Genomic DNA, 21301 nt, shown 5'->3' with positions numbered 1-21301 from the left:
TTTTAGGGGTTTTTAAGTAGTTTGTGGGACGATCGTTCATTTAATACAGGTTCAGAACAATGATTTCTTTTCACTTGCGATAAACTGGTATAATAAGAAAGCCAGTTAAGAAGTTATTGTGGAAAAGAACATATGCTTTTTAGTTTGACCGACGCTGGATCTTGATGGAATTACAAGGATCGCTTAAAAATAGCCTATAGTATAAAAAGAGGCACAGCGTTTTTAACGCAGGGCCTCTTTTATATCAGTAGCCAAATACCAGAGTTGTACTTTGTGATCCGGCATATTTCGTGACAAATTCTTTTGTATATTCCGGCGTTTGGACACGATAGCTATAGTTTGACCCAGGATTCCAAGAAGTCAGCGGAGAGGTTTGCTTGTTGAGTGATGGATAGCTGCCTATGTCTTTGAAATAACCAGTGCCCTTGTCGTCAAGGATGCCGCCTTTTTCACTGCCTTTCCCAAAGTAATTATATTCGGAATATATTTTTGCTTTTGTAGCAATTGTAATCGCCTGGTTAAAATTATTGCTGTAATTGTTTTTAACATGAAAGTAACCGTATCTCATCAGACCTGGGCCTCTAACATACAAGTTCTCAAAATAATTATTGGCGATTGTCATGTGGGGGTAGCCGTCATATTGATGCTGAGAATCATCCGGGTATCCTAAAATCAAACCGTATTTATGATTCGCAAATTTTGAGTTGCTGATCGTGATATAATCTGCGGATTTTCCGATATACACGAGTTTGTCCAAATCGCTTCCGCTTGCATTATAGCTATGACCTGAGAATGTGACGTGATCAATCCAATAGTTCATACCGGAATCTAAATAAAGCTGGATATCATTATTTCCGTTAATCTGCGGACTGTGTTCAAACGTTAAATTTTGAAAAATGACATTTCCAAAAGCTGATGAAGTTGTTAAATAAATATTTTTCAGCGTTTTTTTCGCGTAAGAGCCCACGAGTGTTTTATTTGAGCCAATGGTAACTGTTGTTTTCGCAGATGCGGAAAGATCATTTTGAAGCACTAAAATTTTCGGAGTGGATCCTCCTAGATGGGTTTTTAAATCATTTACGCTTTGAATGTAAACAATCTGCCCGTTTTTTCCACCCGTTGTGCCCGTTTTAGAGATGCCTTTTTCATTTTTGGCATTTCCGGCAAAACCTAAAAGGCCATTTGTTGAGGTATTCGGAAAATCGACTGCACCTAATGCTTTTCCAGGCAAGAGAACCAAAAACAAGCTAAAGACGGTGAACCATAAACAAAGTCGTTTCATCACAATATGCTTCCTTTCAATTTTAATCATTTCCTTGCGGGGATTATTATTACAGTTAATGGAAAGGAATAATAGGTTCTATCTTCCTAATTAATGTTGGGTTACTTAAAAAATAGAGATTGCGCCAAAAGACATACTAACAATTGAAATAGAAGAAAGGATTGATACACCGTTGACTGCAGCAGCTTATCGAAACACCTTGCTATCACTTTTATGTTTAACAGCTGGAATCGTGGATGTAATCGGGTATTTAAGCCTGGGACATGTGTTCACAGCTAATATGACTGGAAACATTGTATTATTGGGGTTAGCTATCGGCAAATCCATTCAGGTCACTGTTTTTAATTCCTTGACTGCGCTAATCGGATTTATATGCGGCGTGATCATTGCTACATTGATGGTCGGAAAGGCGGAAAATACCCTTTGGCCTTCTGCTGTGACAAAAGCCCTCGCACTTGAAGCATTCATTTTGTTTGTCTTTGCTTGTCTTTCTTTTTACCGGGCATTTGTTCCTGTGCACATTCTAATTATACTCATGAGCATTTCTATGGGGATTCAAACTACAGCAGCAAAAAAACTGGGGATTGCAGGTATTTCTTCAACTGTGTTGACCGGCACTTTGGCTTCTCTTTTAGAGGATATATCCGGCCGTTTGTTTTTTAAGAAGCAAAAGAAGACTTTCTTAAGAGATACTGTGTTAAGAGCACTGGCTATTATTTTGTATTGTGTAGGGGCTATTATTGTTGCTCTGGCTGAGCCTGATTTTTATCACTTCATTATTTGGGTTCCGATTGTGCTGATCTTTGGCATCATGATGACAGCTAAGTTGAAACTGAGCGGGGAAAAATAGCTTTTCCTGTATAGCTGTTATCAGGCCAACAGCCTGTTTCATTTCGTTATTGAAATGCGAATTTTGAGAGGGAAAAATAAGACATTCGGCTGAAGTGCACATTCGTTCATTTGTATTGGCTTTTTCATAAGTACCTACATTTGATATATGAATGATAGTGAATTTGCCTTAAAATCAACTATGAATCTATTTCCTCTTTCAAACCAGATGGATTGAGTCTTATAATGATAATGATTCTCATTTGAAGTCTGGTTTGAGGAGGACCAAATATGAAAAAGATCATGAGTGCATTTGTTGGTATGGTTTTGTTGACGATCTTCTGTTTTTCCCCGCAAGCTTCGGCAGCATATGACGACCTGCATGAAGGTTATGCAACGTATACAGGGTCAGGCTATTCAGGAGGAGCTTTCCTGCTGGATCCCATTCCTTCCGATATGGAGATTACTGCAATAAATCCGGCGGATCTCAATTACGGAGGAGTAAAAGCGGCACTTGCCGGCTCTTATTTGGAAGTTGAAGGGCCAAAAGGGAAAACAACCGTATATGTTACTGATCTTTATCCCGAAGGCGCTCGGGGAGCTCTTGATCTGTCACCTAATGCCTTCCGTAAAATCGGCAATATGAAAGACGGAAAAATCAATATTAAATGGCGTGTTGTCAAAGCCCCAATCACCGGCAATTTCACGTACCGGATCAAAGAAGGCAGCAGCAGGTGGTGGGCAGCAATCCAAGTCAGAAATCACAAGTATCCTGTTATGAAAATGGAATATGAAAAGGATGGTAAGTGGATCAACATGGAGAAAATGGACTATAACCATTTTGTGAGTACGAATTTAGGTACTGGCTCTCTCAAAGTCAGAATGACTGACATCCGCGGAAAAGTTGTGAAAGACACCATTCCAAAGCTGCCTGAAAGCGGAACGTCCAAAGCCTATACAGTACCGGGCCATGTTCAGTTTCCTGAATAAAAAATACGAAACAGCGGATCTTTTCCCGCTGTTTTTTCAATGTTCTGTATCTGCATGTAAAAATGTTTTAATCATGTTCAACTGCTCCTGCTTTGGATAACTGGTATACAGCCTGCTTGAAATCCGAATAGGATCTCCGAAAAAATATCTTTCGTAGTGAGTTTGTCTAGTTCCGAATGAACTCATTGTTAAATCCCATGCCAAACGGAAAATTTTCACACGTTCTTCAGCATTTGTATTGGTTGCTTGAAGATATTGGTCAAGATCTTCCCGTATCTCTGAGTCAAATGCATTTTCGGTAGGCAGTGTCACCATTCCGCTAGCTCCAATTAATTGTATGATTTCAGTAAATCGAGGATATAGCTTAGGAATGATCGTACTGATGACTTGAAGAGGAATTAAACAGGGGCGCATATAGCCGAATTCATCTAACTGAGCATCATTTTCCGATTTGTCAATGAGGGCTTTGATTGTTTCCAATCCCACAATGATTTCTGAGAGCTTTTCTTGGATGTGCTGATATTCGGAAACATTAATGGTGTCGACAAGAAGCTGTGCAACACCTAATAGAAATTCAATTTTTATCATTTGCCTAATGACAACCTGGTGAAAGGTAAAGGCATGAAAAGAGCTTTTTGTCATAAAATCTTTAGCTGCTTCCACATTATCGTAAAAAAACACACGATTCCACGGCACTAACACATGATCAAAAACCACAATTGAATCCATTTCTTCATACCTTGAGCTTAAGGGATGATTAAAGGAAGAGTCGCTTAATACAAATGATTCTCTTGTGATGAATTTTACGCCTTTTGTATTAGAAGGGATTGAAAAAGCATAAGCTTCATCTGTTTCAAAGAAAAATTTAGGCGCTGAAAAAACCAAGATTTCATCGGTCAACCCGCCTTGTGTGGCAAGCAGTCGTGCGCCATGAATCATTAAACCTTTTTCGGTTCTATCAATGACTTTAGCAGATATCGGTTTTTCACTTAGCCCAAAATAGGACTGTGACCGGTTCACTTGCGGAGTAATGAATGTATGGGTAAAGGAAAGGTCATGCTTAGCAGCTTGTTCATACATATCTAGTATATGTTCAGGAAAGCAATTCTCTTTATCTTTTAGAAGCTCCGCTGACGAAGCAAAGCTCATCATAACCGTATTCATGTAATCCGGACTTCTCCCCATCATTCCATGAGTATGTCTAGCCCAATGTTCAATCATGGTCCTTCTTTTTTTCAAATCATTTTTTGTTTTAGGCTGGAGATAGGAAAGGCCGATTCGATTATGATCTCCAGGAAGGCAATAAGTCATTTCATGTATTAACTCATCCTTTGTTTGCAATTCATAAAGTGAGCTTTTTGTTTTGATTATTCCTTTAAATGCAGGATGCTCAGAAATGTTACCCTTTATTTTTTCGCCATCATACCATATTTCGTTTTCTAGTTTATTCAATCGGTCAATGAATTCTTTACCATTGATGATCCCCATTTAAGTTTCGCTCCTTCATATTATGCTGCGTATTGTATTATATTTTCGAGAAAACAGCCGGTTCAGCCAATTTGAGGTGGGAAAAGCCTTTTTTAGAAAAACGAATAAGAGTGACTTACATACCGCAAAAGACTGCAAATTTTACTTAAGGTTTTTCTGTAAGTTCAGAGACGTAAAGAATTTGCTTATTCATATAAGAATATCACTATAAAACTTGATAACACGTGTCGATATTATGGACATGAGCGTAAGCGAATTGGATTCAAACGCGCTTGAACATATTTTATTTCAGCCATTACATTGTGCGGAAAGGGAAAACGACACATGAAAGTGAAAACAAAATTGCTGGGGATTATATCAATATTAGTTGTTTCAATTATTGGAATTGGAGGCTCCTCAGTATTTATGATTTCTTCTACTGTGAAAAAGAATGAAGAACTTAAAGACAAAATGGAATTCCAAAAAGAGATAAAACACATCCAATATGAATTGACCGGGTTATCAAATGATGAAAGAGGCTTCTTGATTACCAGAGACAAAGAATACGACGAGGGTATGAAGGGAAAAGCAGACGATGTCTTAAAGAGCCTTGACCGGGTTAATGACTTGATTGATGAAGAGAAGTATCAATCCAATATTGAAGACATTAAGACAAGTTTTACTCAGTATAGAGCTTTGAATCAGCAAGTAGTAACAGCCTACTCTTCAAATCCTAAAAAAGCAGAAACCATCCATTTTGGAGAAGAAAGAACAATAAGAAAAGAAGGCGTAGCTCCGGCTGTCAATAAGCTGTCTGATCGCCTGGATCAAGAGGTAGAGGATCTAAAGGATGAAATACAGGGCAATGGGAAAATGAGTCAATCGCTCATTATCATTGTCACAGGGATATCAGTAATATTAGGCATTGTTCTAAGCATAATGCTGTTAAAGTCCATTATGGTGCCACTAAGAAGCATAAATAAGCAGCTGGAGGAAATTGCACACGGCGAGGCTGATTTAACCAAAAAAGTCATTGTGAAAAATAAAGATGAATTTGGCCAGCTTGCCCAATCTTTTAATTCTTTTACTCATTCATTAACTCAAATTGTGAAGCAGATCAGCAGCTCATCTGAACAAGTCGCCGCTTCCTCTGAAGAATTATCGGCAAGCGCGGAAGAATCGAAATCAACATCTGAACATATTTCACGAGCCATGCAGATGGCTGCCGACAGCAATGTGAAGCAAAGCTCAATGACAGAAAAGAGCGCAGAATCCATCACTGAATTATTAGACAGTATATCATCAGTCGCTTCAAATACAGGGAACATAGCGGATCTTTCTTCTTCGATGAGAGACAAGGCTGAAATAGGCTCTAAGTCCGTCAACAAGATGTTAGACCAGATGAAATTCATTGATAAATCTGTAGATTCAGCCGGCAATGGATTGCAAACATTGGTAGCGAGCACAGCAGAAATCAGCGATATCTCTTCGCTTATCACGACGATTTCAGAGCAGACAAATTTGTTGGCACTAAATGCAGCGATCGAGGCGGCCAGAGCCGGAGAGCAAGGAAAAGGATTTGCTGTGGTGGCAGAAGAAGTTCGGAAGTTGGCGGATGAAACAAATAAATCTGCAAACCACATCCAATCGGTGGTAGCGACCATCCAAAACGAATCGATAGAAACGGTAAATAATATTAAAGTTGTTCAAGAAAATGTGAGCTCAGGTATTGTTCTTTCTCAAGAGACAACAGGAAATTTCAATGAAATACTGAACCTGGTGGAACAGGTCACTTCTCAAATACAAGAAGTTGCAGCAGCAACTCAACAGCTTACTTCAGGCGTTGAAGTGATTCAGCACACAGTTCATACATTGGCTGCTGGTACAAAAGAAACGTCAGCAAATACAGAAGCGGTTGCAAATTCATCACAGGAACAGCTTCATTCAATGGGGGAAATCTCCTATGCCGCAGAATCTCTATCTCAGTTGGCAGAAGAACTTCAAACCGTCATTAATCGTTTTAAATATTAAACAGGCTACTTACGTGCAACCCCCATCTTATTCGGTGGGGGTTGGCTACTTTTACTGTGGTTGTTTCTAAAAACAGAGTTAACTGACTTCTTTTAAGTTAGTTCCGTTTGTATGGCTAGTCCAAATTTTGATCGATTGTCCCTTCAAAATAGTCATCGCTGACCTGTTCATGAGTTTCAGCCAATCCTTTTTCTAATTGCGTGCTTCCTTTATAATCTGAGGGCTCAAAGTATTTCCCGGCAACATCTGTTGTGTCATTTTTGTTTTCTTTGTTATGAGTTTGTGTTTCAGTGTTTACACTTTCTGTCTCAGTATTGCTGCGTATAGATTGCTGAAAATCATATTCCTTGTCTAATGAAGAAAATCTTTTATAATCATCAGGTCTGTCTGCACCGTTTTTTTGAGTCACTTTACTTCCTCCAGATTATTGATATTTTAGTGGGGGTAAGAACTTATTTCGTTCTTTTAGGATCGGAACCGTGTTTTTTAGGATCATCTGCTTTAAAAGCTGTTTCAGTCTCATGGTCATTTCTTATTTGTTCAATACTTGAATTTTGAATACCTTTCTTACTCATTGGTTTCACCCCTTTACGAAAAGTGTTGAAATATCAACTCTTCTTATTCTGTCTGTTGGGCAGGTATTCATGCACTTTTTTCATTCGCGCTTTGGCCAATCAGGAGAGGCGTTTTCAGCCAGCGTATTATCTAATAAAAGAACGTCATTTTTGAAACCTTTTATTAGCGCATTGCGTATAGCACGTTAGGGAAGACATCTCGATAAAAGAAATACAAAGGTTGTGAATTTATACTAACAGCACTGTGAATAAATCAAACAAGGGGGGTGAAAAAATGAAAAAAATCGCATCATATTATTTAATGACATTAGGGCTATCCAGCCTTACATTTGGTTTGTTATTAGGGTTTTATTCTTTCGTTATGTATGGCGATATGATAATTGCATTGTTTACGGCAGCAATTGCTTTATTATACGGTTTTGTGGTGTATGGCCTTTTTGCTGTTCCGCTCCAAATGAAGTTGCAGAAAAAAGCGAGAACTTTCAATGTCATGTACCTATTGATTTACAGTGTGGTTGCTTTTATCGCAGCTTTCCTGTTTTTTGTTATCAATGAACCTGCGTCAATAGCATGGACATTGCAATCGTACTTTTATTATATGTTAAGTATTGCGGCTGCAGTGATTTACTGGTTATGGGATTCTCTGATCCTTTATAAACGTACAGCTTCCGGTGTATAGGCTAATTTTTACCAATCGGAGAAATATGGAGGTTCAATAAAAATTCAGGATCTAAAAGCTTTAGGTTTCATATTTTTTTAAAAAAATCCTCCGCGGATAAAGGCGCAGTATGGGGGCATAATGAGAGCACACATTCAAACCGAATAGGTTTTCTAAGTGTTTTACGATACATACGTTCATCAAGAACATCACGTCATCAAAGGAATATAAAAACTATTGTTGTGGAACGGGCATCTTGAGTTGTTTGAGGAAAGAACATAGATGGTGGTTTATCGTTTTATCAGCGCTTATAGCACAAAGTTTTGGTGGCAGGATCCATACAGCTAAACAGAGGAGAGCGTGACAATGAATCTCGCTCTCCTCAGATTTGTTTTATTCACCCTGATGTTTTTCAACTAATGTGAATGTCCAATCTTTTAACATATGTTTCTGGACATATTTTTTTCCGTTTATTTCGATGTAAGGCAGGTCTGCCATGTCTCCAGCTAACTGTTTTGCTTCAGTCGTTGTTATTCCTAAAAAAAGTCCAATGTAAAAGTAAATATCCCGTTCTTTTATTAGGAAGATATCATTTTGTTCATTACCTTTGGTTTGGTTCCTCTGCTTTAAGCCTTCACCGATAAAATATCCAGCCAAAGCAATACCAATTCCTAAAAAAACGTCCATGTGTATGCCTCCATTATGTCGATGTTATGTTATACGGGCTTGGCATACTCCGGGTTTCATTATTTTTCAAACCTTTTCAATCTGTACACGGCCTGAAAAAAAGGTGGCGCCGCCGCCCATATCGGACAAGCGATCTGGGGTTAGCGCGTTTACAAGCTGTTTTTTTCCTTGTTCATCCGCCCATAATCCTTGGCTGACAACGACACCTGGCAGCACTTGTTCTCCAACTGCAGCGGTCAGCTCGCATTCTCCCCGGCTGTTCCAAATTCGTACAGGTGCCCCATCAACGATTCCGTGTTTTTCAGCATCTTTTGTGTTGATAAAGAGCTTTGGCGTCTTTTCAAGCTTGATGTGTTTTTCATTATTGGAAAATGTTGAGTTTAAGAAATTATGGTTTGGCCCCGGAACATACATAAACGGATGTTCATTATCGGTTACAAGAGGTGTATATGTCGGTAAAGCAGGGAAGCCGTCTTGTTTCATTTTTTCTGAATATAATTCTATTTTTCCGCTTGGCGTTGGAAGTTCGCCCGGAAACAGCGGCTTTTCACGTTTCGCTTTCATAAATGAATGCTTAGTAAGTGAATCGTAATCAATCTCTGCCAAATGCGGATTATCTGGATGGTCAAGCGCCTGGCGGATTAATACTTCATCTGAATCTTTAAGCTCCTGGTCTGTGAATCCCATGGCTTCAGCCAGTAATCGGAAAACCTCAGTGTTAGACTTGCTTTCCCCATATCTCTCAATCACCGGCTGCTGAAGCTGAATGTAATGGTGCCAGTAGGAGGTGTAAAAATCAGTATTTTCAAAAGCGGATGTTGCAGGCAGTACAATGTCCGCATATGCAGCCGTTTCCGTTAAAAACAAATCATGAACCACAGTAAACAAGTCTTCCCGCAGCAAGCCCTGTCTGACTTTGTTTGCTTCGGGCGCGACGACGGCAGGGTTCGTTCCGTAAATAAATAGAGAGCGAATCGGCGGGTCTGTTTCCAAAAGCACCCTGCCAAGCTGATTCATATTAAACGACCTCGGGGTGCGCCCTTTCAATAAGTCGGGCCGCTGCAAGGCATTTGTGTTATATTCTAAAATTCCGCTGTTATGCTTAATTGCGCCGCCCCCTGTGTGCAGCCATTGGCCGGTGATCGCCGGAAGACAGGCAATCGTCCTTACAATCATCCCCCCGTTATCGTGATGCTGGGGTCCGTTTCCGATTCTGATAAAAGAAGGGGAGGTTTCCCCGTACATTTTTGCCAGTCGGTAAATATCTTCGGTACTGACACCGGTGATCGTCGATACCTTTTCAGGATCATATTGTTTCACGTGTTCACGGAGCTCTTCATAGCCAACCGTGTACTCGGACAGAAATGCTTCATCATGAAGGTTTTCTTTAAATAAAATGTGCATGATGCCAAGAGCAAGTGCACTGTCGGTTCCCGGTTTTATTGGGATAAACCAATCTGCAAGACGTCCTGTTTGATTTTTATGCACATCGATCACGACAATTTTGGCACCTTTTTTTCGCGCTTTTTGGGCGATCGTAATTTGGTGCATATTTGTGCTGACCGCGTTGATTCCCCAAAAAATAAATAGTTTTGTATGAACGGTTTCCTCAGGATCGATTCCCGCGCTTATGCCCATTGTATATTTATAGCCTTCAGATCCCGCTTTGCTGCAAATCGTCCGTTCAAGCTGGCTTGACCCCATGCGGTAAAAAAAGCGGCGGTCCATTCCTTCAGCTGTCAATTTCCCCATATTTCCGTAAAAGCTGTAAGGAAGTATGCTTTCAGCTCCCTCTTCATCAATCAGCTGTTTCCAGCGGGAGGTGATCGTATCGATTGCCTCTTTCCAGGAAATCGGTTCAAATATCGCTTGGCCTTTCGCACCTGTTCGTTTGAGCGGTGTAGTCAGCCGCTTTTCATCATAGATGCGCTCCGTCATATTCCGGACTTTGTTGCATATGTTTCCAGCTGTGACAGGATGATCAGGGTCTCCTTGCACTTTTACGATTTTCCCGTCTTTTTTATGTATTAACAATCCGCACTGATCCGGGCAGTCCAGCGAGCAAACGGATTTGAAAATGCCGTTTTGTTGTGTGGCAAAAGATCTCATGGCCCAGTTCCTCTCTCTAGTTAGATATTTTGTAAGAATTATAACATTTCCGATGATAACGTCAATTCTGAAAAAAAGAGATTGACATCAATCTGAGTCTTCTTTATGATAAACGTATTCTTCATTCTGAAAATTACATACTCAATATTTTCTATCCAGAGAGGTGGAGGGACTGGCCCTATGAAACCTCGGCAACATTATTGTGCCAATTCCAGCAAGCGCTAGCTTGAAAGATAGGAAAGCAAGGTTTATACCGGCGTCTGCCTGTAACAGAGCGCGCCTATATATGAATCTCTTTCCATCTTCGGAAAGAGATTTTTTTTATGAAAAATACGATGAAAAGGATGTTTTGCAGCATGACGGTTTTGGTTACAGCACCGTACAACGAAGAAGGACGAAAAGAGCTTGAAAACTTGTTTGGCTCAGTTGCTTATCAATCTTGGAAGGAACAAGGTAGGGCATATCGGGAGGATGAACTCATTCAGCTGCTAAAAGCAACAAATGCGACAGGCTTGATTACTGAACTTGATCAGGTAACAGACAGCGTATTTGCTTCTGTTCCCGAACTTTCATTTGTCGGTGTTTGCAGGGGAATGCCCTCAAATGTGGATGTGGCAGCTGCCTCAAAAAGGGGCATACCTGTTTTTTATACACCAGGGCGGAATGCACAAGCCGTTGCCGAAATGTTTATTGGAAATGTGATTTCCTTTCTGCGCCATACCAGCGCCTCGAATCAGTGGCTGAAGGATGGAGAGTGGGACAGTGATTACCTGCAGGCTTATGTCAAATTTAAAGGAAATGAGCTAACAGGAAAAACGGTTGGCATGATTGGGTTCGGCGCAGTCGGGCAAAGGATTGCAAAACTGCTGACTGCGTTTGACTGTAAGATAAAATATTACGATCCATACATTCAAGACGATCATCCGTTGTATGAAAAAGCATCTCTTAAAACGGTGTTTTCAGACAGCGATATCGTTTCTGTCCATCTGCCTCGCACTGAGGAAACACTCGGACTGATAGATCGGCAATATTTTGATCTGATGAAAGAGAGTGCGATTTTCGTTAATACTTCAAGAGCAGTTGTTGTAAACCGTGAAGATCTTTTATTTGTATTAAAAGAACATAAAATCAGCGGTGCGATACTAGACGTTTTTTATCATGAACCTCCAGAGGAATCAGATTATGAATTGATTTCATTGCCTAATGTTCTGGCAACACCGCATCTCGCTGGAGCAACATTTGAAGTGGAGGATCATCACGTGACGATACTGAATAAAGCCCTCAAAAAGTGGAAGGGTGAAAAAACTCTTAATATTCAGACAATGTATAACAAGGACGCACTGAAAACAGGGGGATAAGAAAGGAGGCTAACAGAATGAAAAAACAAAAAGGCTATCTCGTTTTTGATATTGGCACAGGCAATGCGAGGGTAGCGGTCGTGAGTGTAACTGGCAGTGTTCTAACAGTTGAACGGGAGGACATCGAGTATTCCACAGAGACGCTTTACCCGGACAGCCGTTATTTTTCTCCTCAGGTGCTGTGGAAGCAGGTGATGAATTTGGCAAAACGTGCGCTATCCCGTTCGTGTGATATTGACATCATTGGTTTGACATCGACGAGCCAAAGACAGGGGATTGTTTTGATTGATCAAAACGGCAATCCTTTTCTCGGGCTGCCGAACATCGATAATCGCGGCCGAGAGTGGGAGGCGGGCATTCCCGATTGGGAAGAGATATACAGCAGCACAGGCCGCCTGCCAACTGCACTTTTTTCTGCGCTCAAGCTTTATGGATTAAAACAGCGCCAGCCCTCTTTATGGGAAAAGACTGCAAGCTTTACAAGCATCAGTGATTGGGTGACGTACCAACTGAGCGGAATATTAACATATGAACCATCACAGGCAACAGAAACCCTGCTATTTGATGTGAAGCAAAACACTTGGTCAGAAGAGATGTGCGACATTTTCGGCTTTTCTCCATCTATCCTTCCGCCTCTTGTAAGAGCGGGAACAGCAATTGGAACGATAGCAAATGAATATGCATCCGAATTAGGCCTTTCAATAAATGCTAAGGTTATAGCAGGGGGCGGGGATACACAGCTGGCTGTCAAAAGCACCGGAGCTGGACTTGAGGACATTGTCATTGTATCAGGGACAACAACGCCAATAACCAAAATTACTGAGGATCATGGCGACACAAAACATAAAGCCTGGTTGAACTGTCATACGGATCAAGGGCATTGGCTTGTGGAAACGAATCCGGGAATTACCGGCTTGAATTATCAAAAATTAAAACAGATTTTTTATCCGAATGAAACGTACGAAGTAATGGAGGAGGAGATTTCTGCACTTGCAAAAGAAGACCATGCATGTGTAGCGGCTCTCGGCTCTTATTTATCGGCTGAAAAGAATGCGTTAACGAGAGGCGGTTTTCTTTTTGATGCCCCGCTGTCAGCACATTTAAAGAGGGCACATTTTGTACGTGCAGCGCTAGAAGAGATCGCATTTTCAATCAAATGGAACTTTGACATTTTAACAGAGGTTACTCCGTTTGAACGTGATTATGTTTGGGTGTGCGGAGGGGGATTCCAAAGCAAAGCGCTCACTCAATATATCGCGGATCTTCTTCAAAAAAAGGTCTATGTCCAAGAGGGATATCATCAGGCATCTGTCGTCGGTGCTGCAGTCATTTGCAATGAAACCTTTCAATTAACGGAGGAGATGTCAGCAAATGTCCGGGTGATCGAACCGAAGGACTGTCAGATAGAATTGGCTTTATATGAGGAATGGAAGCAAACACAGCGCTTTTTTTCAGGATCAGAAAGCAAAGTATTAATTTAAGACGGAATTTCTGCTGTTTTGAGGAATCATTTAATTTTCAACTTTAATAAGGTAATACGGTAATGAATAATAGCATCTAAGGAGGAGACAGATATGTTGGATAAAATAGGAATACCGAAGCGGCTTGCCTGGGGATTTTTAGGGGTTGTTTTGTTTATGATGGGAGATGGCCTTGAACAAGGCTGGCTCAGTCCTTTTTTGATCGAAAACGGGCTCACCGTTCAGCAGTCCGCTTCCATTTTTAGTATATACGGAATTGCGCTTGCCATAGCTTCCTGGTTTTCGGGTGTATGTCTCGAAGCATTTGGCGCAAAACGAACGATGTTTATGGGGCTGTTGTTTTATGTGATCGGTACAGCTGCTTTTATCGTATTTGGATTTGAACAGCTGAACCTGCCAGTGATGTATGTGACTTACTTCGTAAAAGGGTTAGGTTACCCGCTTTTTGCTTATTCTTTCTTGACATGGGTCATTTACAGAACACCGCAAAGCAAACTGAGCACTGCTGTCGGCTGGTTTTGGATTGCATATTGCCTCGGCATGTTTGTGTTCGGCGCTTGGTACTCAAGCTACGCGATCAAAGCGTTCGGTTATTTGAATACGCTTTGGAGCTCTATTTTCTGGGTATGTCTCGGTGCATTCTTTGCATTGTTTATCAATAAAGACCGTTTTGAAAAGAAGAAAAGAAAAAGATCAGAAACAGCCGAGGAGCTTTTAAAAGGGGTTACGATTCTATTTACAAATCCGCGCGTGCTTACAGGCGGAATCATCAGAATCATCAACAGCATTGGTACATATGGTTTTCCAGTCTTTTTGCCGATGCACATGGCCCAGCATGGAATTTCAACCAATGTGTGGCTGCAAATTTGGGGAACGATTTTCCTGGGGAACATTGTGTTTAACCTTATCTTCGGTATTGTCGGCGATAAATTCGGCTGGAAAAATACTGTTATTTGGTTCGGCGGAGTCGGCTGCGGCATTTTCACCGTCTTATTATACTACGCACCTGTTTTCTCCGGCGGAAGTTTAGCGGTTGTCAGCGTGATCGGCTTTATTTGGGGCGGTTTGCTGGCAGGCTATGTGCCGATTGGTGCAATTGTGCCGACGGTGGCAGGAAAAGATAAAGGGGCAGCCATGTCTGTATTGAATTTAGCTGCAGGTTTATCAGCGTTTGTCGGCCCTGCACTCGCTTGGCTGTTCATCGGTCTCGTCGGCGCGCAAGGTGTCGTCTGGATCTTTGCGGCCCTTTACCTTGCAAGTGCGGTCTTGACAAAATGTATTCATATACCTGAGGAAAAAGCAGTTAAGGAGGAAACATCTCCTCAATATGCATCTTAATTAGAAAGCGCCCTGTTTGAGGGGCGCTTTTTATCTTTTTAAAGGAAAAGGGATGTGGCACAGACCAAGAGAATACCGTCATTCTCTTGGTTTCACAATAGAGTACACATTTGTATCATATGGAGTCCCATTTTGATACATGTACTGTCTTAAAACGCCTTCTTTTTGAAACCCCATTTTTAGAAGCAGACGATTTGATGCTTCATTATCGGTAAATACAACTGCGCCAATACGCGACAGTCCAAGGGCAGAAAATCCGTAAGATACGACCTTTGAAATGACTTCTGATGCAAATCCGTTTCGCCAATGCTCCGGGATGATTTCATAACCGATTTCCGCGCGCCTATGCTTTTGGGCCAGAGCGTGAAAGCCAATTGTTCCGATCAGTTCTTTAGTGTCCCGTCTTTCAATTCCCCACCGTATACCGCGTTTTTCTTGATAGAGGGCAGCAAACGTTTGAATCATTGAAATGGCCTGTTCTATAGATTCCATGTTTTCAAGCCCATAATAGCGTGTCACCTCATCGTTTGAGAAACAAGCAAAAATGGCTTCCGCATCCTGATCTGTGATTTGCCTAAGTATAAGCCGATCCGTTTCTAATATAGGAAACATTCAACCACTCCCCACGTTTGTGTTTTTGTTTATCATATCCCTTTTATTTCCTCTTTTCTATAGCGAAATCAACCAATGCAGCAAAGGAACGAATTTGTCTTTCTAGTTGCTCTTTGTTTTTGCTGAATTGTTTCAAACGATGGCCGTTCGCGCCTGATGGATGGGGAAAGCCGTTAAGGCAAATCAAATTCTGGAGGCTGTGCTGTCTGATCAATGTTTCACACACTGTTTCGGCCGCTTTTCCTAACGGAATGAGAAGAGCTGGTCCCGTCACATGGTTAAGCTCTGCAGGGAAGTGCCCAAAAGCATAAGTGCTTAGGATAGGAGAATGAGTGATAGCCGGTTTGTATCCGGTATAGTTTTTTTGCTGGATAAAGACAGGATATTTAATAACGGAAGTTGTATGGAGCATATGCCGTAATTCTCCAAAAAGCTTTGCGGCGCTTTGAATGCCAAAAGCTTGCGGCAGCCCGCATAAATCCAGCATGGTAATAAGGTTATGTCTCATCGATCCGGAGAAACCCGCTGCTATTTTTGTGTCTACTGCCATTTGCTCAAGAGTCCCGCCTTGCAGCAGGCTTTCGGCGGCTGTTTCGTACGCTGTCTTCATCTGGGAAAAACCAGGCGTGATCCCGGCAATCACAAGCGAGGCATCCCGATTGATAAATTCATTATGAGGTGAATAGTAGATGCCAAGTTCGTTTTCTTGATGGAGACGAAATGGATCAGTAAGTAAATCGGACTTTGTAAGTGAAGAGGGAAGAAAATGTACTTTTTCTGCGAACTCTTTTAAGCAGCTGCGGTTTATAATCATGTGTAAGCCTCCTCGAAAAATGAGATCCCATTTGTCCATTCTGATCGTAACAACGGGATCTCATTCATCCTTATCTGCTATTAAAATGTCCTGCCTGCCACACCTCTTTGACTGCTTGGGGAACTTCTTTCACTTCAGCTGCGGTCTGCTGAAGCGTGTATTTTTTTATTTGGACATCCTGCTGAATCTTCTTTTGTTTTTGCGTCAGCAGCTCTGTTTCTGTTTTTAATCCTTCGATTTGTTTTTGCATAGCCTGCGTAACAGAGGAAAGCTCCTTTAGTGCGGGGTCTATTTTTTTCTTGTTTTGGATCACGGTAACTCCTAAGAAGATAATAGAAACTGCTAATACTGCAAGACTGATATAAACTATAATCATATGTTCACTCCTTTTCTTATGTCATTACCCTGTATCCGTTTTTTTAATCAGAAGAAATGATATTTACACAGTTCGTTTGATTTGCGTATTGGATGTATTGTACTTATAATGTGATATCGTACATATGTAAACAAAGAAAGGGTGCTTCAATTGCAAAGTTTACAACATAAAACTGCACTAATCACAGGCGGAGGCAGAGGAATTGGCCGCGCTACTGCTCTGGCGCTTGCCAAAGAAGGCGTGAATATCGGGTTAATTGGCCGGACTTCCGCTAATGTAGAAAAAGTGGCTGAAGAAGTCAAAGCGCTTGGTGTAAAAGCTGCATTTGCTGCTGCAGATGTAAAAGATGCCGATCAGGTTAACCAAGCTGTAGCTCAAGTGAAGGAACAGCTCGGTGATATCGATATCCTCATTAATAATGCCGGCATCAGCAAATTTGGCGGTTTCTTAGATCTGTCAGCTGATGAGTGGGAAAATATTATTCAAGTCAACCTAATGGGTGTGTACCATGTCACTCGCGCGGTGCTTCCGGAAATGATCGAACGCAAAGCCGGAGACATCATTAATATTTCATCTACAGCGGGCCAAAGAGGAGCTGCTGTAACAAGTGCTTACAGCGCTTCTAAATTTGCCGTTCTCGGGTTAACAGAGTCTCTTATGCAAGAAGTGAGAAAACATAATATCAGAGTCAGCGCGTTAACGCCGAGCACTGTCGCTAGTGATATGTCTATCGAATTGAACTTAACAGACGGTAATCCTGAAAAAGTTATGCAGCCTGAGGATCTTGCTGAGTACATGGTGGCACAACTGAAATTAGATCCTCGTATTTTCATCAAAACAGCGGGATTATGGTCAACAAATCCTTAAAAATGAAAACCTGTCTTTCGACAGGTTTTTTTATTTGAATGAAATCCGTACCGGTAAAATGAGATATGTAAACCCTGGCAATCGTTTAAATTGAAGATAGCAGTAAATGCAGGCTATAATAGAACTAAGAAAACTATGTACCAAATGTTCAGTCGAAATTTATTTTTTCCGCTACACCTATAATCAGTAAACATGAAATAACTGGACTATCAGTCTTTAATATAAAGAAGGAAAACAATAAAAGAAAATTGAATATTTAGTACATAGTGTTGTCAGTGACAGAAGAAGGAGTGCATATGATGAAAGAAGAAAAAAGGAGTTCAACAGGCTTTTTAGTGAAACAGCGCGCATTTTTGAAGCTTTATATGATAACGATGACAGAGCAAGAGAGACTCTATGGGTTAAAGCTGCTTGAAGTACTTCGGTCTGAATTTAAAGAGATTGGTTTTAAACCAAATCATACAGAAGTATACCGGTCTTTGCATGAGCTTCTTGATGACGGGATACTAAAACAAATTAAAGTAAAAAAAGAAGGGGCTAAGCTCCAGGAAGTCGTCCTCTATCAATTTAAAGATTACGAAGCTGCCAAGCTATATAAAAAACAGCTGAAGGTAGAGCTGGATCGCTGTAAAAAACTGATTGAAAAAGCTCTCTCAGATAATTTTTAATAGAAACAAACACCCGGCGCAGCAGTGTGAACCGGGTGTTTTCTGCTTTTCATTATACATATTTGTCGAAAAGAAACAATACAAATCAATAATGGCCTTCAAACTTGACATCATTTCCTCACGTGGTAACATTTTAAACGTGTGAAAATGCGAACAAAAAAGCGAACAAAGGAGATGTTACCGATCTTTGATCAAAAGAAAGTAGCCTTTATAGGAGCAGGATCTATGGCGGAAGGAATGATATCAGGTATCGTTCGAGCCAACAAAATCCCGAAACAAAACATCTGCGTTACAAACCGCAGCAATACAGAGCGATTAACTGAACTTGAACTTCAATATGGCATTAAAGGCGCCTTGCCGAACCAACTATGTATTGAAGACATGGATGTGCTCATTTTGGCAATGAAGCCAAAAGACGCCGAAAACGCTCTGTCATCACTAAAATCACGTATTCAACCCCATCAATTAATATTGTCGGTCCTTGCCGGCATAACTACCTCTTTTATTGAACAATCATTGCTTAATGAACAGCCGGTTGTCAGAGTGATGCCCAACACTTCCAGTATGATTGGCGCTTCTGCAACAGCTATTGCCCTTGGCAAATATGTGTCGGAAGACCTGAAGAAGCTGGCCGAAGCATTGCTCGGATGCATGGGCGAAGTCTATACAATCCAAGAAAATCAAATGGATATATTCACCGGAATTGCAGGCAGCGGACCCGCGTATTTTTATTATTTAATGGAATTCATTGAAAAGACAGGCGAGGAAGCGGGCCTCGATAAACAGTTATCTCGAAGCATCGGCGCACAGACACTTTTAGGTGCCGCAAAAATGCTCATGGAAACAGGAGAACATCCTGAGATCTTAAGAGATAATATCACGTCACCGAACGGAACGACAGCAGCGGGGCTGCAAGCCTTGAAAAAGAGCGGCGGCGGAGAAGCGATTTCTCAAGCAATAAAGCATGCGGCTAAGCGTTCAAAGGAAATCAGCGAAGATATCGAAAAAACTGCAGCGCCGCTATCAGGAGTGATAAAGTGACGCCTGATACAAGCATGAAAAGAGTCGTTGTGAAGATTGGAAGCAGTTCATTAACAAGCCTTCATGGAGAAATCAGCATTCGAAAATTAGAAGCGTTGGTCGACCAGGTCGTCAAACTCAAAGACGCCGGTTATGAAGTGATTTTGGTTTCCTCAGGCGCAGTGGCGGCGGGATATCGGAAGCTCGGATTTATCCAAAGGCCCGAGAAGCTTCCAGAAAAACAAGCATCAGCTTCAATCGGCCAGGGATTGCTAATGGAGGCTTATTCAAAGCTGTTTTTGGCACACGGCTATGTCGCATCCCAAATTTTAATTACGAGAAGCGATTTTTCTGATGAATATCGATACAACAATGTCAGGAATACAATGAATGTACTGCTCGAGCGCGGCATCATCCCGATCATAAACGAAAATGACACAGTTACCGTCAATCGGCTCAAGTTTGGCGACAATGATACGCTCGCAGCAAAAGTCGCAGGATTGATTGATGCAGATATGCTTGTGATTTTATCAGATATAGACGGATTATATGACGGCAATCCGCGCACAAATCCAGAAGCGAAAAAGATACAGCGGGTGAGTGAAATAACACCTGACATCGAAGCATGCGCAGGTGACACTGGAAGCATCGTTGGCACCGGCGGCATGCGCTCTAAGCTTGATGCGTTTAAAATCGTAATGGCGTCTGGCATTAAAGGTTTCCTAGGTCAGGCAGATGCTGGCGATATTTTATACCACGCCGTTCATGAACAGGCGGAAGGCACCTATTTTGAAGCAGAAGGAACGCTTCCGTTGAATCAAAAGGAGCAATGGATCGCTTTTAATTCCGGTCCGGAAGGTGAAATGATTTTATCAGATGATTGTTCACGAAAAATAACAAACGGACAATCGAGTTTATACCTAGACGGTGTACAGAAGATTAAAGGGAAATTCAAAAGCGGTTCAGTTGTTCGGCTGATGGATTCAAAAGGGACGGAAATCGGCCTTGGAATCGTCAATTACTCTTCTGTACAGCTTCAAGAACCGGAAAAGAAAAAGGAACTGACAAATAGAGCTCTAATTGATCAAGAAGCATTTGTTTGCCATGTGGATTTTTCTTTACCTGTAAATTAATTTGCAGAAAAAAACCCGAAGCTTCTATATAGAAGCTCGGGTTCATTTTTTTTATTGATACTGCTCCAGCTTAGAGAAAAATTGAATGACAAACTCATAAAAATCATTCGCGGAAGGCGCAAGCTCTCTATTTTTCGGTTTAATGATTCCGACAGTCCGTTTTACTTGAGGGAACTCAATTGGAATTTTCACAGTAAAACGAGGTGTTGTTTCAGCAAAAGTACTTTCAGGCAGAAGGGTAACGCCCATTCCTGCGGACACTAACCCTTTGATCGCATCCAAATCCTCACCCTCCGTGGAAACGAGAGGAGCAAAGCCTGCTTGTTTGCAAGTATCGATTGCCATCTCTCTAAGTACAAATCCTTCCGGGAACAATACAAATTGGTCGTTGCGCAAATCGATTAAATGAACCGTTTTTTGTTTAGCAAGCGGATGATTTAATGGAACAAGCGCGTAAATTTTTTCAGTAAATAATATTTTTCCCGTTATGTCAGAGAAATTCGTCGGCACCGGCCCTAATAAGGCCAGATCAATATCGCGGTTTCTGACAGCTTCAATCAGAAACTTATAGGAGCCTTGGCGCAGCAAAAATTCGACGTGCGGATATTCTTCTTTAAACGCTGAAATGACAGTCGGCAAAAGCTGGCTGGCGAGGCTTGTAGGAAAGCCGATCTTTACCGTTCCGCGATGCGGGTCAAGATACTCATCAATTTGCTCTTTCGCATAATCAATGGCTTTCATCGCCGTTTTCACATGAATTAAAAATTCTTTTCCGATTGGCGTGAGTTTGATATTTCTCCCTTCACGCTCAAATAAGGTCACATTTAATTCTTCTTCAAGATTGGCAATTTGTCTGCTGATTGCTGATTGGGCCACATGCAAATGATCAGCGGCTTCTGAAACGTGTTCTCTTTCAGCCACCTCCATAAAATAACGCAGTTGGCGCAGCTCCATGTTTGTCTCACATCCATCTATCTCATTTTGAGATTCTTTTGATCTAAATTATA

Annotated in this window: 22 protein-coding genes and 1 other RNA gene; 13 read left to right on the top strand and 10 right to left on the bottom strand. The window is 41.3% G+C overall.

Going from position 1 to position 21301, the window contains the following annotated elements; all coding sequences use genetic code 11:
- Positions 1-244: 244 nt before the first annotated feature.
- Positions 245-1282 (bottom strand): endo-pectin lyase, encoded by a 1038-nt coding sequence (pelB, locus tag BSU_18650; RefSeq protein ID NP_389746.1) that lies wholly within the window; start codon positions 1280-1282, stop codon positions 245-247.
- A 172-nt stretch (positions 1283-1454) separates the two neighbouring features.
- Between pelB and yoaK the strand changes: the two genes are divergently transcribed.
- Together yoaK and exlX are read left to right on the top strand one after the other, a co-directional pair.
- Positions 1455-2132, top strand: a complete 678-nt coding sequence (gene yoaK, locus BSU_18640; RefSeq protein ID NP_389745.1) for a hypothetical protein — start codon at positions 1455-1457, stop codon at positions 2130-2132.
- A 269-nt stretch (positions 2133-2401) separates the two neighbouring features.
- Complete coding sequence (gene exlX / locus BSU_18630; protein NP_389744.1) at positions 2402-3100, top strand: extracellular endoglucanase precursor (expansin); 699 nt, start codon at positions 2402-2404, stop codon at positions 3098-3100.
- 36 nt (positions 3101-3136) lie between these two features.
- Here exlX and yoaI read toward each other — a convergent pair whose 3' ends face one another.
- Positions 3137-4588, bottom strand: a complete 1452-nt coding sequence (yoaI, locus tag BSU_18620; RefSeq protein ID NP_389743.2) for a putative 4-hydroxyphenylacetate-3-hydroxylase — start codon at positions 4586-4588, stop codon at positions 3137-3139.
- Positions 4589-4912: 324 nt separating this feature from the next.
- On the opposite strand from yoaI, the gene yoaH reads away from it, so the two are divergent.
- A complete protein-coding gene (yoaH, locus tag BSU_18610; protein ID NP_389742.2) occupies positions 4913-6598 on the top strand; it encodes a putative methyl-accepting chemotaxis protein in 1686 nt (561 codons plus the stop codon).
- A gap of 115 nt (positions 6599-6713) precedes the next feature.
- Here the strand turns inward: yoaH and yozQ are convergent, their stop codons facing one another.
- Positions 6714-7007, bottom strand: coding sequence for a putative sporulation protein (gene yozQ / locus BSU_18600; protein ID YP_054581.1), 294 nt, complete (start codon positions 7005-7007; stop codon positions 6714-6716).
- A 43-nt stretch (positions 7008-7050) separates the two neighbouring features.
- Positions 7051-7173, bottom strand: a complete 123-nt coding sequence (locus BSU_18596; RefSeq protein YP_009513963.1) for a hypothetical protein — start codon at positions 7171-7173, stop codon at positions 7051-7053.
- Positions 7174-7242: 69 nt separating this feature from the next.
- On the opposite strand from BSU_18596, the gene BSU_18595 reads away from it, so the two are divergent.
- The gene (locus BSU_18595; protein ID YP_009513962.1) at positions 7243-7362 is read left to right on the top strand and encodes a hypothetical protein; all 120 of its coding nucleotides are present in this window, start codon (positions 7243-7245) and stop codon (positions 7360-7362) included.
- A gap of 85 nt (positions 7363-7447) precedes the next feature.
- Positions 7448-7852 (top strand): putative phage-related membrane protein, encoded by a 405-nt coding sequence (gene yoaG / locus BSU_18590; RefSeq protein ID NP_389741.1) that lies wholly within the window; start codon positions 7448-7450, stop codon positions 7850-7852.
- Positions 7853-8224: 372 nt separating this feature from the next.
- Here the strand turns inward: yoaG and yoaF are convergent, their stop codons facing one another.
- Together yoaF and yoaE are read right to left on the bottom strand one after the other, a co-directional pair.
- Positions 8225-8518, bottom strand: coding sequence for a hypothetical protein (gene yoaF / locus BSU_18580; RefSeq protein NP_389740.1), 294 nt, complete (start codon positions 8516-8518; stop codon positions 8225-8227).
- Positions 8519-8584: 66 nt separating this feature from the next.
- Positions 8585-10627 carry a molybdopterin cofactor oxido-reductase gene (gene yoaE, locus BSU_18570; protein ID NP_389739.2) on the bottom strand — a complete coding sequence of 681 codons (2043 nt, stop codon included), beginning with the start codon at positions 10625-10627 and terminating at the stop codon, positions 8585-8587.
- Positions 10628-10775: 148 nt separating this feature from the next.
- On the opposite strand from yoaE, the gene mswF reads away from it, so the two are divergent.
- The 4 genes from mswF to yoaB all read left to right on the top strand — a co-directional run bounded on the left by mswF (position 10776) and on the right by yoaB (position 14804).
- Positions 10776-10867, top strand: an RNA gene (mswF, locus tag BSU_misc_RNA_31) — AdoMet riboswitch.
- An 83-nt stretch (positions 10868-10950) separates the two neighbouring features.
- Positions 10951-11985: a putative 2-hydroxyacid dehydrogenase gene (gene yoaD / locus BSU_18560; protein ID NP_389738.1), complete on the top strand. Its 1035-nt coding sequence runs from the start codon at positions 10951-10953 to the stop codon at positions 11983-11985.
- A gap of 17 nt (positions 11986-12002) precedes the next feature.
- On the top strand, positions 12003-13466 hold the full coding sequence (yoaC, locus tag BSU_18550; RefSeq protein NP_389737.1) for a hydroxylated metabolite kinase: 1464 nt from the start codon (positions 12003-12005) through the stop codon (positions 13464-13466).
- A gap of 93 nt (positions 13467-13559) precedes the next feature.
- Entirely contained in the window at positions 13560-14804 is a 1245-nt protein-coding gene (gene yoaB, locus BSU_18540) for a negatively charged metabolite transporter (protein ID NP_389736.1), read from the top strand.
- Between the two features lie 78 nt (positions 14805-14882).
- Here the strand turns inward: yoaB and yoaA are convergent, their stop codons facing one another.
- The 3 genes from yoaA to yoxC all read right to left on the bottom strand — a co-directional run bounded on the left by yoaA (position 14883) and on the right by yoxC (position 16606).
- Complete coding sequence (yoaA, locus tag BSU_18530) at positions 14883-15416, bottom strand: putative N-acetyltransferase (protein NP_389735.2); 534 nt, start codon at positions 15414-15416, stop codon at positions 14883-14885.
- Positions 15417-15459: 43 nt separating this feature from the next.
- Positions 15460-16230: a hypothetical protein gene (gene yoxB / locus BSU_18520; RefSeq protein ID NP_389734.1), complete on the bottom strand. Its 771-nt coding sequence runs from the start codon at positions 16228-16230 to the stop codon at positions 15460-15462.
- A gap of 70 nt (positions 16231-16300) precedes the next feature.
- A complete protein-coding gene (gene yoxC / locus BSU_18510; RefSeq protein ID NP_389733.1) occupies positions 16301-16606 on the bottom strand; it encodes a transition-dependent and sulfur-related metabolism protein in 306 nt (101 codons plus the stop codon).
- Between the two features lie 150 nt (positions 16607-16756).
- Here yoxC and yoxD point away from each other — a divergent pair, with 150 nt between their 5' ends.
- The 4 genes from yoxD to proJ all read left to right on the top strand — a co-directional run bounded on the left by yoxD (position 16757) and on the right by proJ (position 20294).
- On the top strand, positions 16757-17473 hold the full coding sequence (gene yoxD, locus BSU_18500; protein NP_389732.1) for a putative oxido-reductase: 717 nt from the start codon (positions 16757-16759) through the stop codon (positions 17471-17473).
- 299 nt (positions 17474-17772) lie between these two features.
- Complete coding sequence (gene rtp / locus BSU_18490) at positions 17773-18141, top strand: replication terminator protein (protein ID NP_389731.1); 369 nt, start codon at positions 17773-17775, stop codon at positions 18139-18141.
- A gap of 147 nt (positions 18142-18288) precedes the next feature.
- Positions 18289-19182 (top strand): pyrroline-5-carboxylate reductase, encoded by an 894-nt coding sequence (proH, locus tag BSU_18480; protein ID NP_389730.2) that lies wholly within the window; start codon positions 18289-18291, stop codon positions 19180-19182.
- Positions 19179-20294: a glutamate 5-kinase gene (gene proJ / locus BSU_18470; protein ID NP_389729.1), complete on the top strand. Its 1116-nt coding sequence runs from the start codon at positions 19179-19181 to the stop codon at positions 20292-20294. The genes proH and proJ overlap by 4 nt, the downstream gene beginning before the upstream one ends.
- Positions 20295-20345: 51 nt before the next feature.
- On the opposite strand, the gene gltC is transcribed toward proJ, so the two are convergent.
- The gene (gltC, locus tag BSU_18460; protein NP_389728.2) at positions 20346-21248 is read right to left on the bottom strand and encodes a transcriptional regulator (LysR family) (GltC-glutamate); all 903 of its coding nucleotides are present in this window, start codon (positions 21246-21248) and stop codon (positions 20346-20348) included.
- Positions 21249-21301: the final 53 nt, after the last annotated feature.

The sequence above is a fragment of the Bacillus subtilis subsp. subtilis str. 168 genome, from assembly GCF_000009045.1.
GTDB lineage: Bacteria > Bacillota > Bacilli > Bacillales > Bacillaceae > Bacillus > Bacillus subtilis.
The sequence above is the reverse complement of the archived record's forward strand: the minus strand, read 5'-3'. Positions and strand labels throughout refer to the sequence as shown.

What these genes read in the sequence shown, in the direction of transcription:
- exlX (NP_389744.1), top strand. Translation starts at nt 2,402, where the DNA reads ATGAAAAAGATCATGAGTGCATTTGTTGGTATGGTTTTGTTGACGATC.
- yoaI (NP_389743.2), bottom strand. Translation starts at nt 4,588, where the DNA reads ATGGGGATCATCAATGGTAAAGAATTCATTGACCGATTGAATAAACTA.
- BSU_18595 (YP_009513962.1), top strand. Translation starts at nt 7,243, where the DNA reads ATGCACTTTTTTCATTCGCGCTTTGGCCAATCAGGAGAGGCGTTTTCA.
- yoaA (NP_389735.2), bottom strand. Translation starts at nt 15,416, where the DNA reads ATGTTTCCTATATTAGAAACGGATCGGCTTATACTTAGGCAAATCACA.
- BSU_18596 (YP_009513963.1), bottom strand. Translation starts at nt 7,173, where the DNA reads ATGAGTAAGAAAGGTATTCAAAATTCAAGTATTGAACAAATAAGAAAT.
- rtp (NP_389731.1), top strand. Translation starts at nt 17,773, where the DNA reads ATGAAAGAAGAAAAAAGGAGTTCAACAGGCTTTTTAGTGAAACAGCGC.
- pelB (NP_389746.1), bottom strand. Translation starts at nt 1,282, where the DNA reads ATGAAACGACTTTGTTTATGGTTCACCGTCTTTAGCTTGTTTTTGGTT.
- yoaG (NP_389741.1), top strand. Translation starts at nt 7,448, where the DNA reads ATGAAAAAAATCGCATCATATTATTTAATGACATTAGGGCTATCCAGC.
- yoaH (NP_389742.2), top strand. Translation starts at nt 4,913, where the DNA reads ATGAAAGTGAAAACAAAATTGCTGGGGATTATATCAATATTAGTTGTT.
- yoxB (NP_389734.1), bottom strand. Translation starts at nt 16,230, where the DNA reads ATGATTATAAACCGCAGCTGCTTAAAAGAGTTCGCAGAAAAAGTACAT.
- yoaC (NP_389737.1), top strand. Translation starts at nt 12,003, where the DNA reads ATGAAAAAACAAAAAGGCTATCTCGTTTTTGATATTGGCACAGGCAAT.
- yoxC (NP_389733.1), bottom strand. Translation starts at nt 16,606, where the DNA reads ATGATTATAGTTTATATCAGTCTTGCAGTATTAGCAGTTTCTATTATC.
- yoaD (NP_389738.1), top strand. Translation starts at nt 10,951, where the DNA reads ATGAAAAATACGATGAAAAGGATGTTTTGCAGCATGACGGTTTTGGTT.
- yoaF (NP_389740.1), bottom strand. Translation starts at nt 8,518, where the DNA reads ATGGACGTTTTTTTAGGAATTGGTATTGCTTTGGCTGGATATTTTATC.
- yoaB (NP_389736.1), top strand. Translation starts at nt 13,560, where the DNA reads ATGTTGGATAAAATAGGAATACCGAAGCGGCTTGCCTGGGGATTTTTA.
- yoaE (NP_389739.2), bottom strand. Translation starts at nt 10,627, where the DNA reads ATGAGATCTTTTGCCACACAACAAAACGGCATTTTCAAATCCGTTTGC.
- proH (NP_389730.2), top strand. Translation starts at nt 18,289, where the DNA reads ATGCGAACAAAAAAGCGAACAAAGGAGATGTTACCGATCTTTGATCAA.
- gltC (NP_389728.2), bottom strand. Translation starts at nt 21,248, where the DNA reads ATGGAGCTGCGCCAACTGCGTTATTTTATGGAGGTGGCTGAAAGAGAA.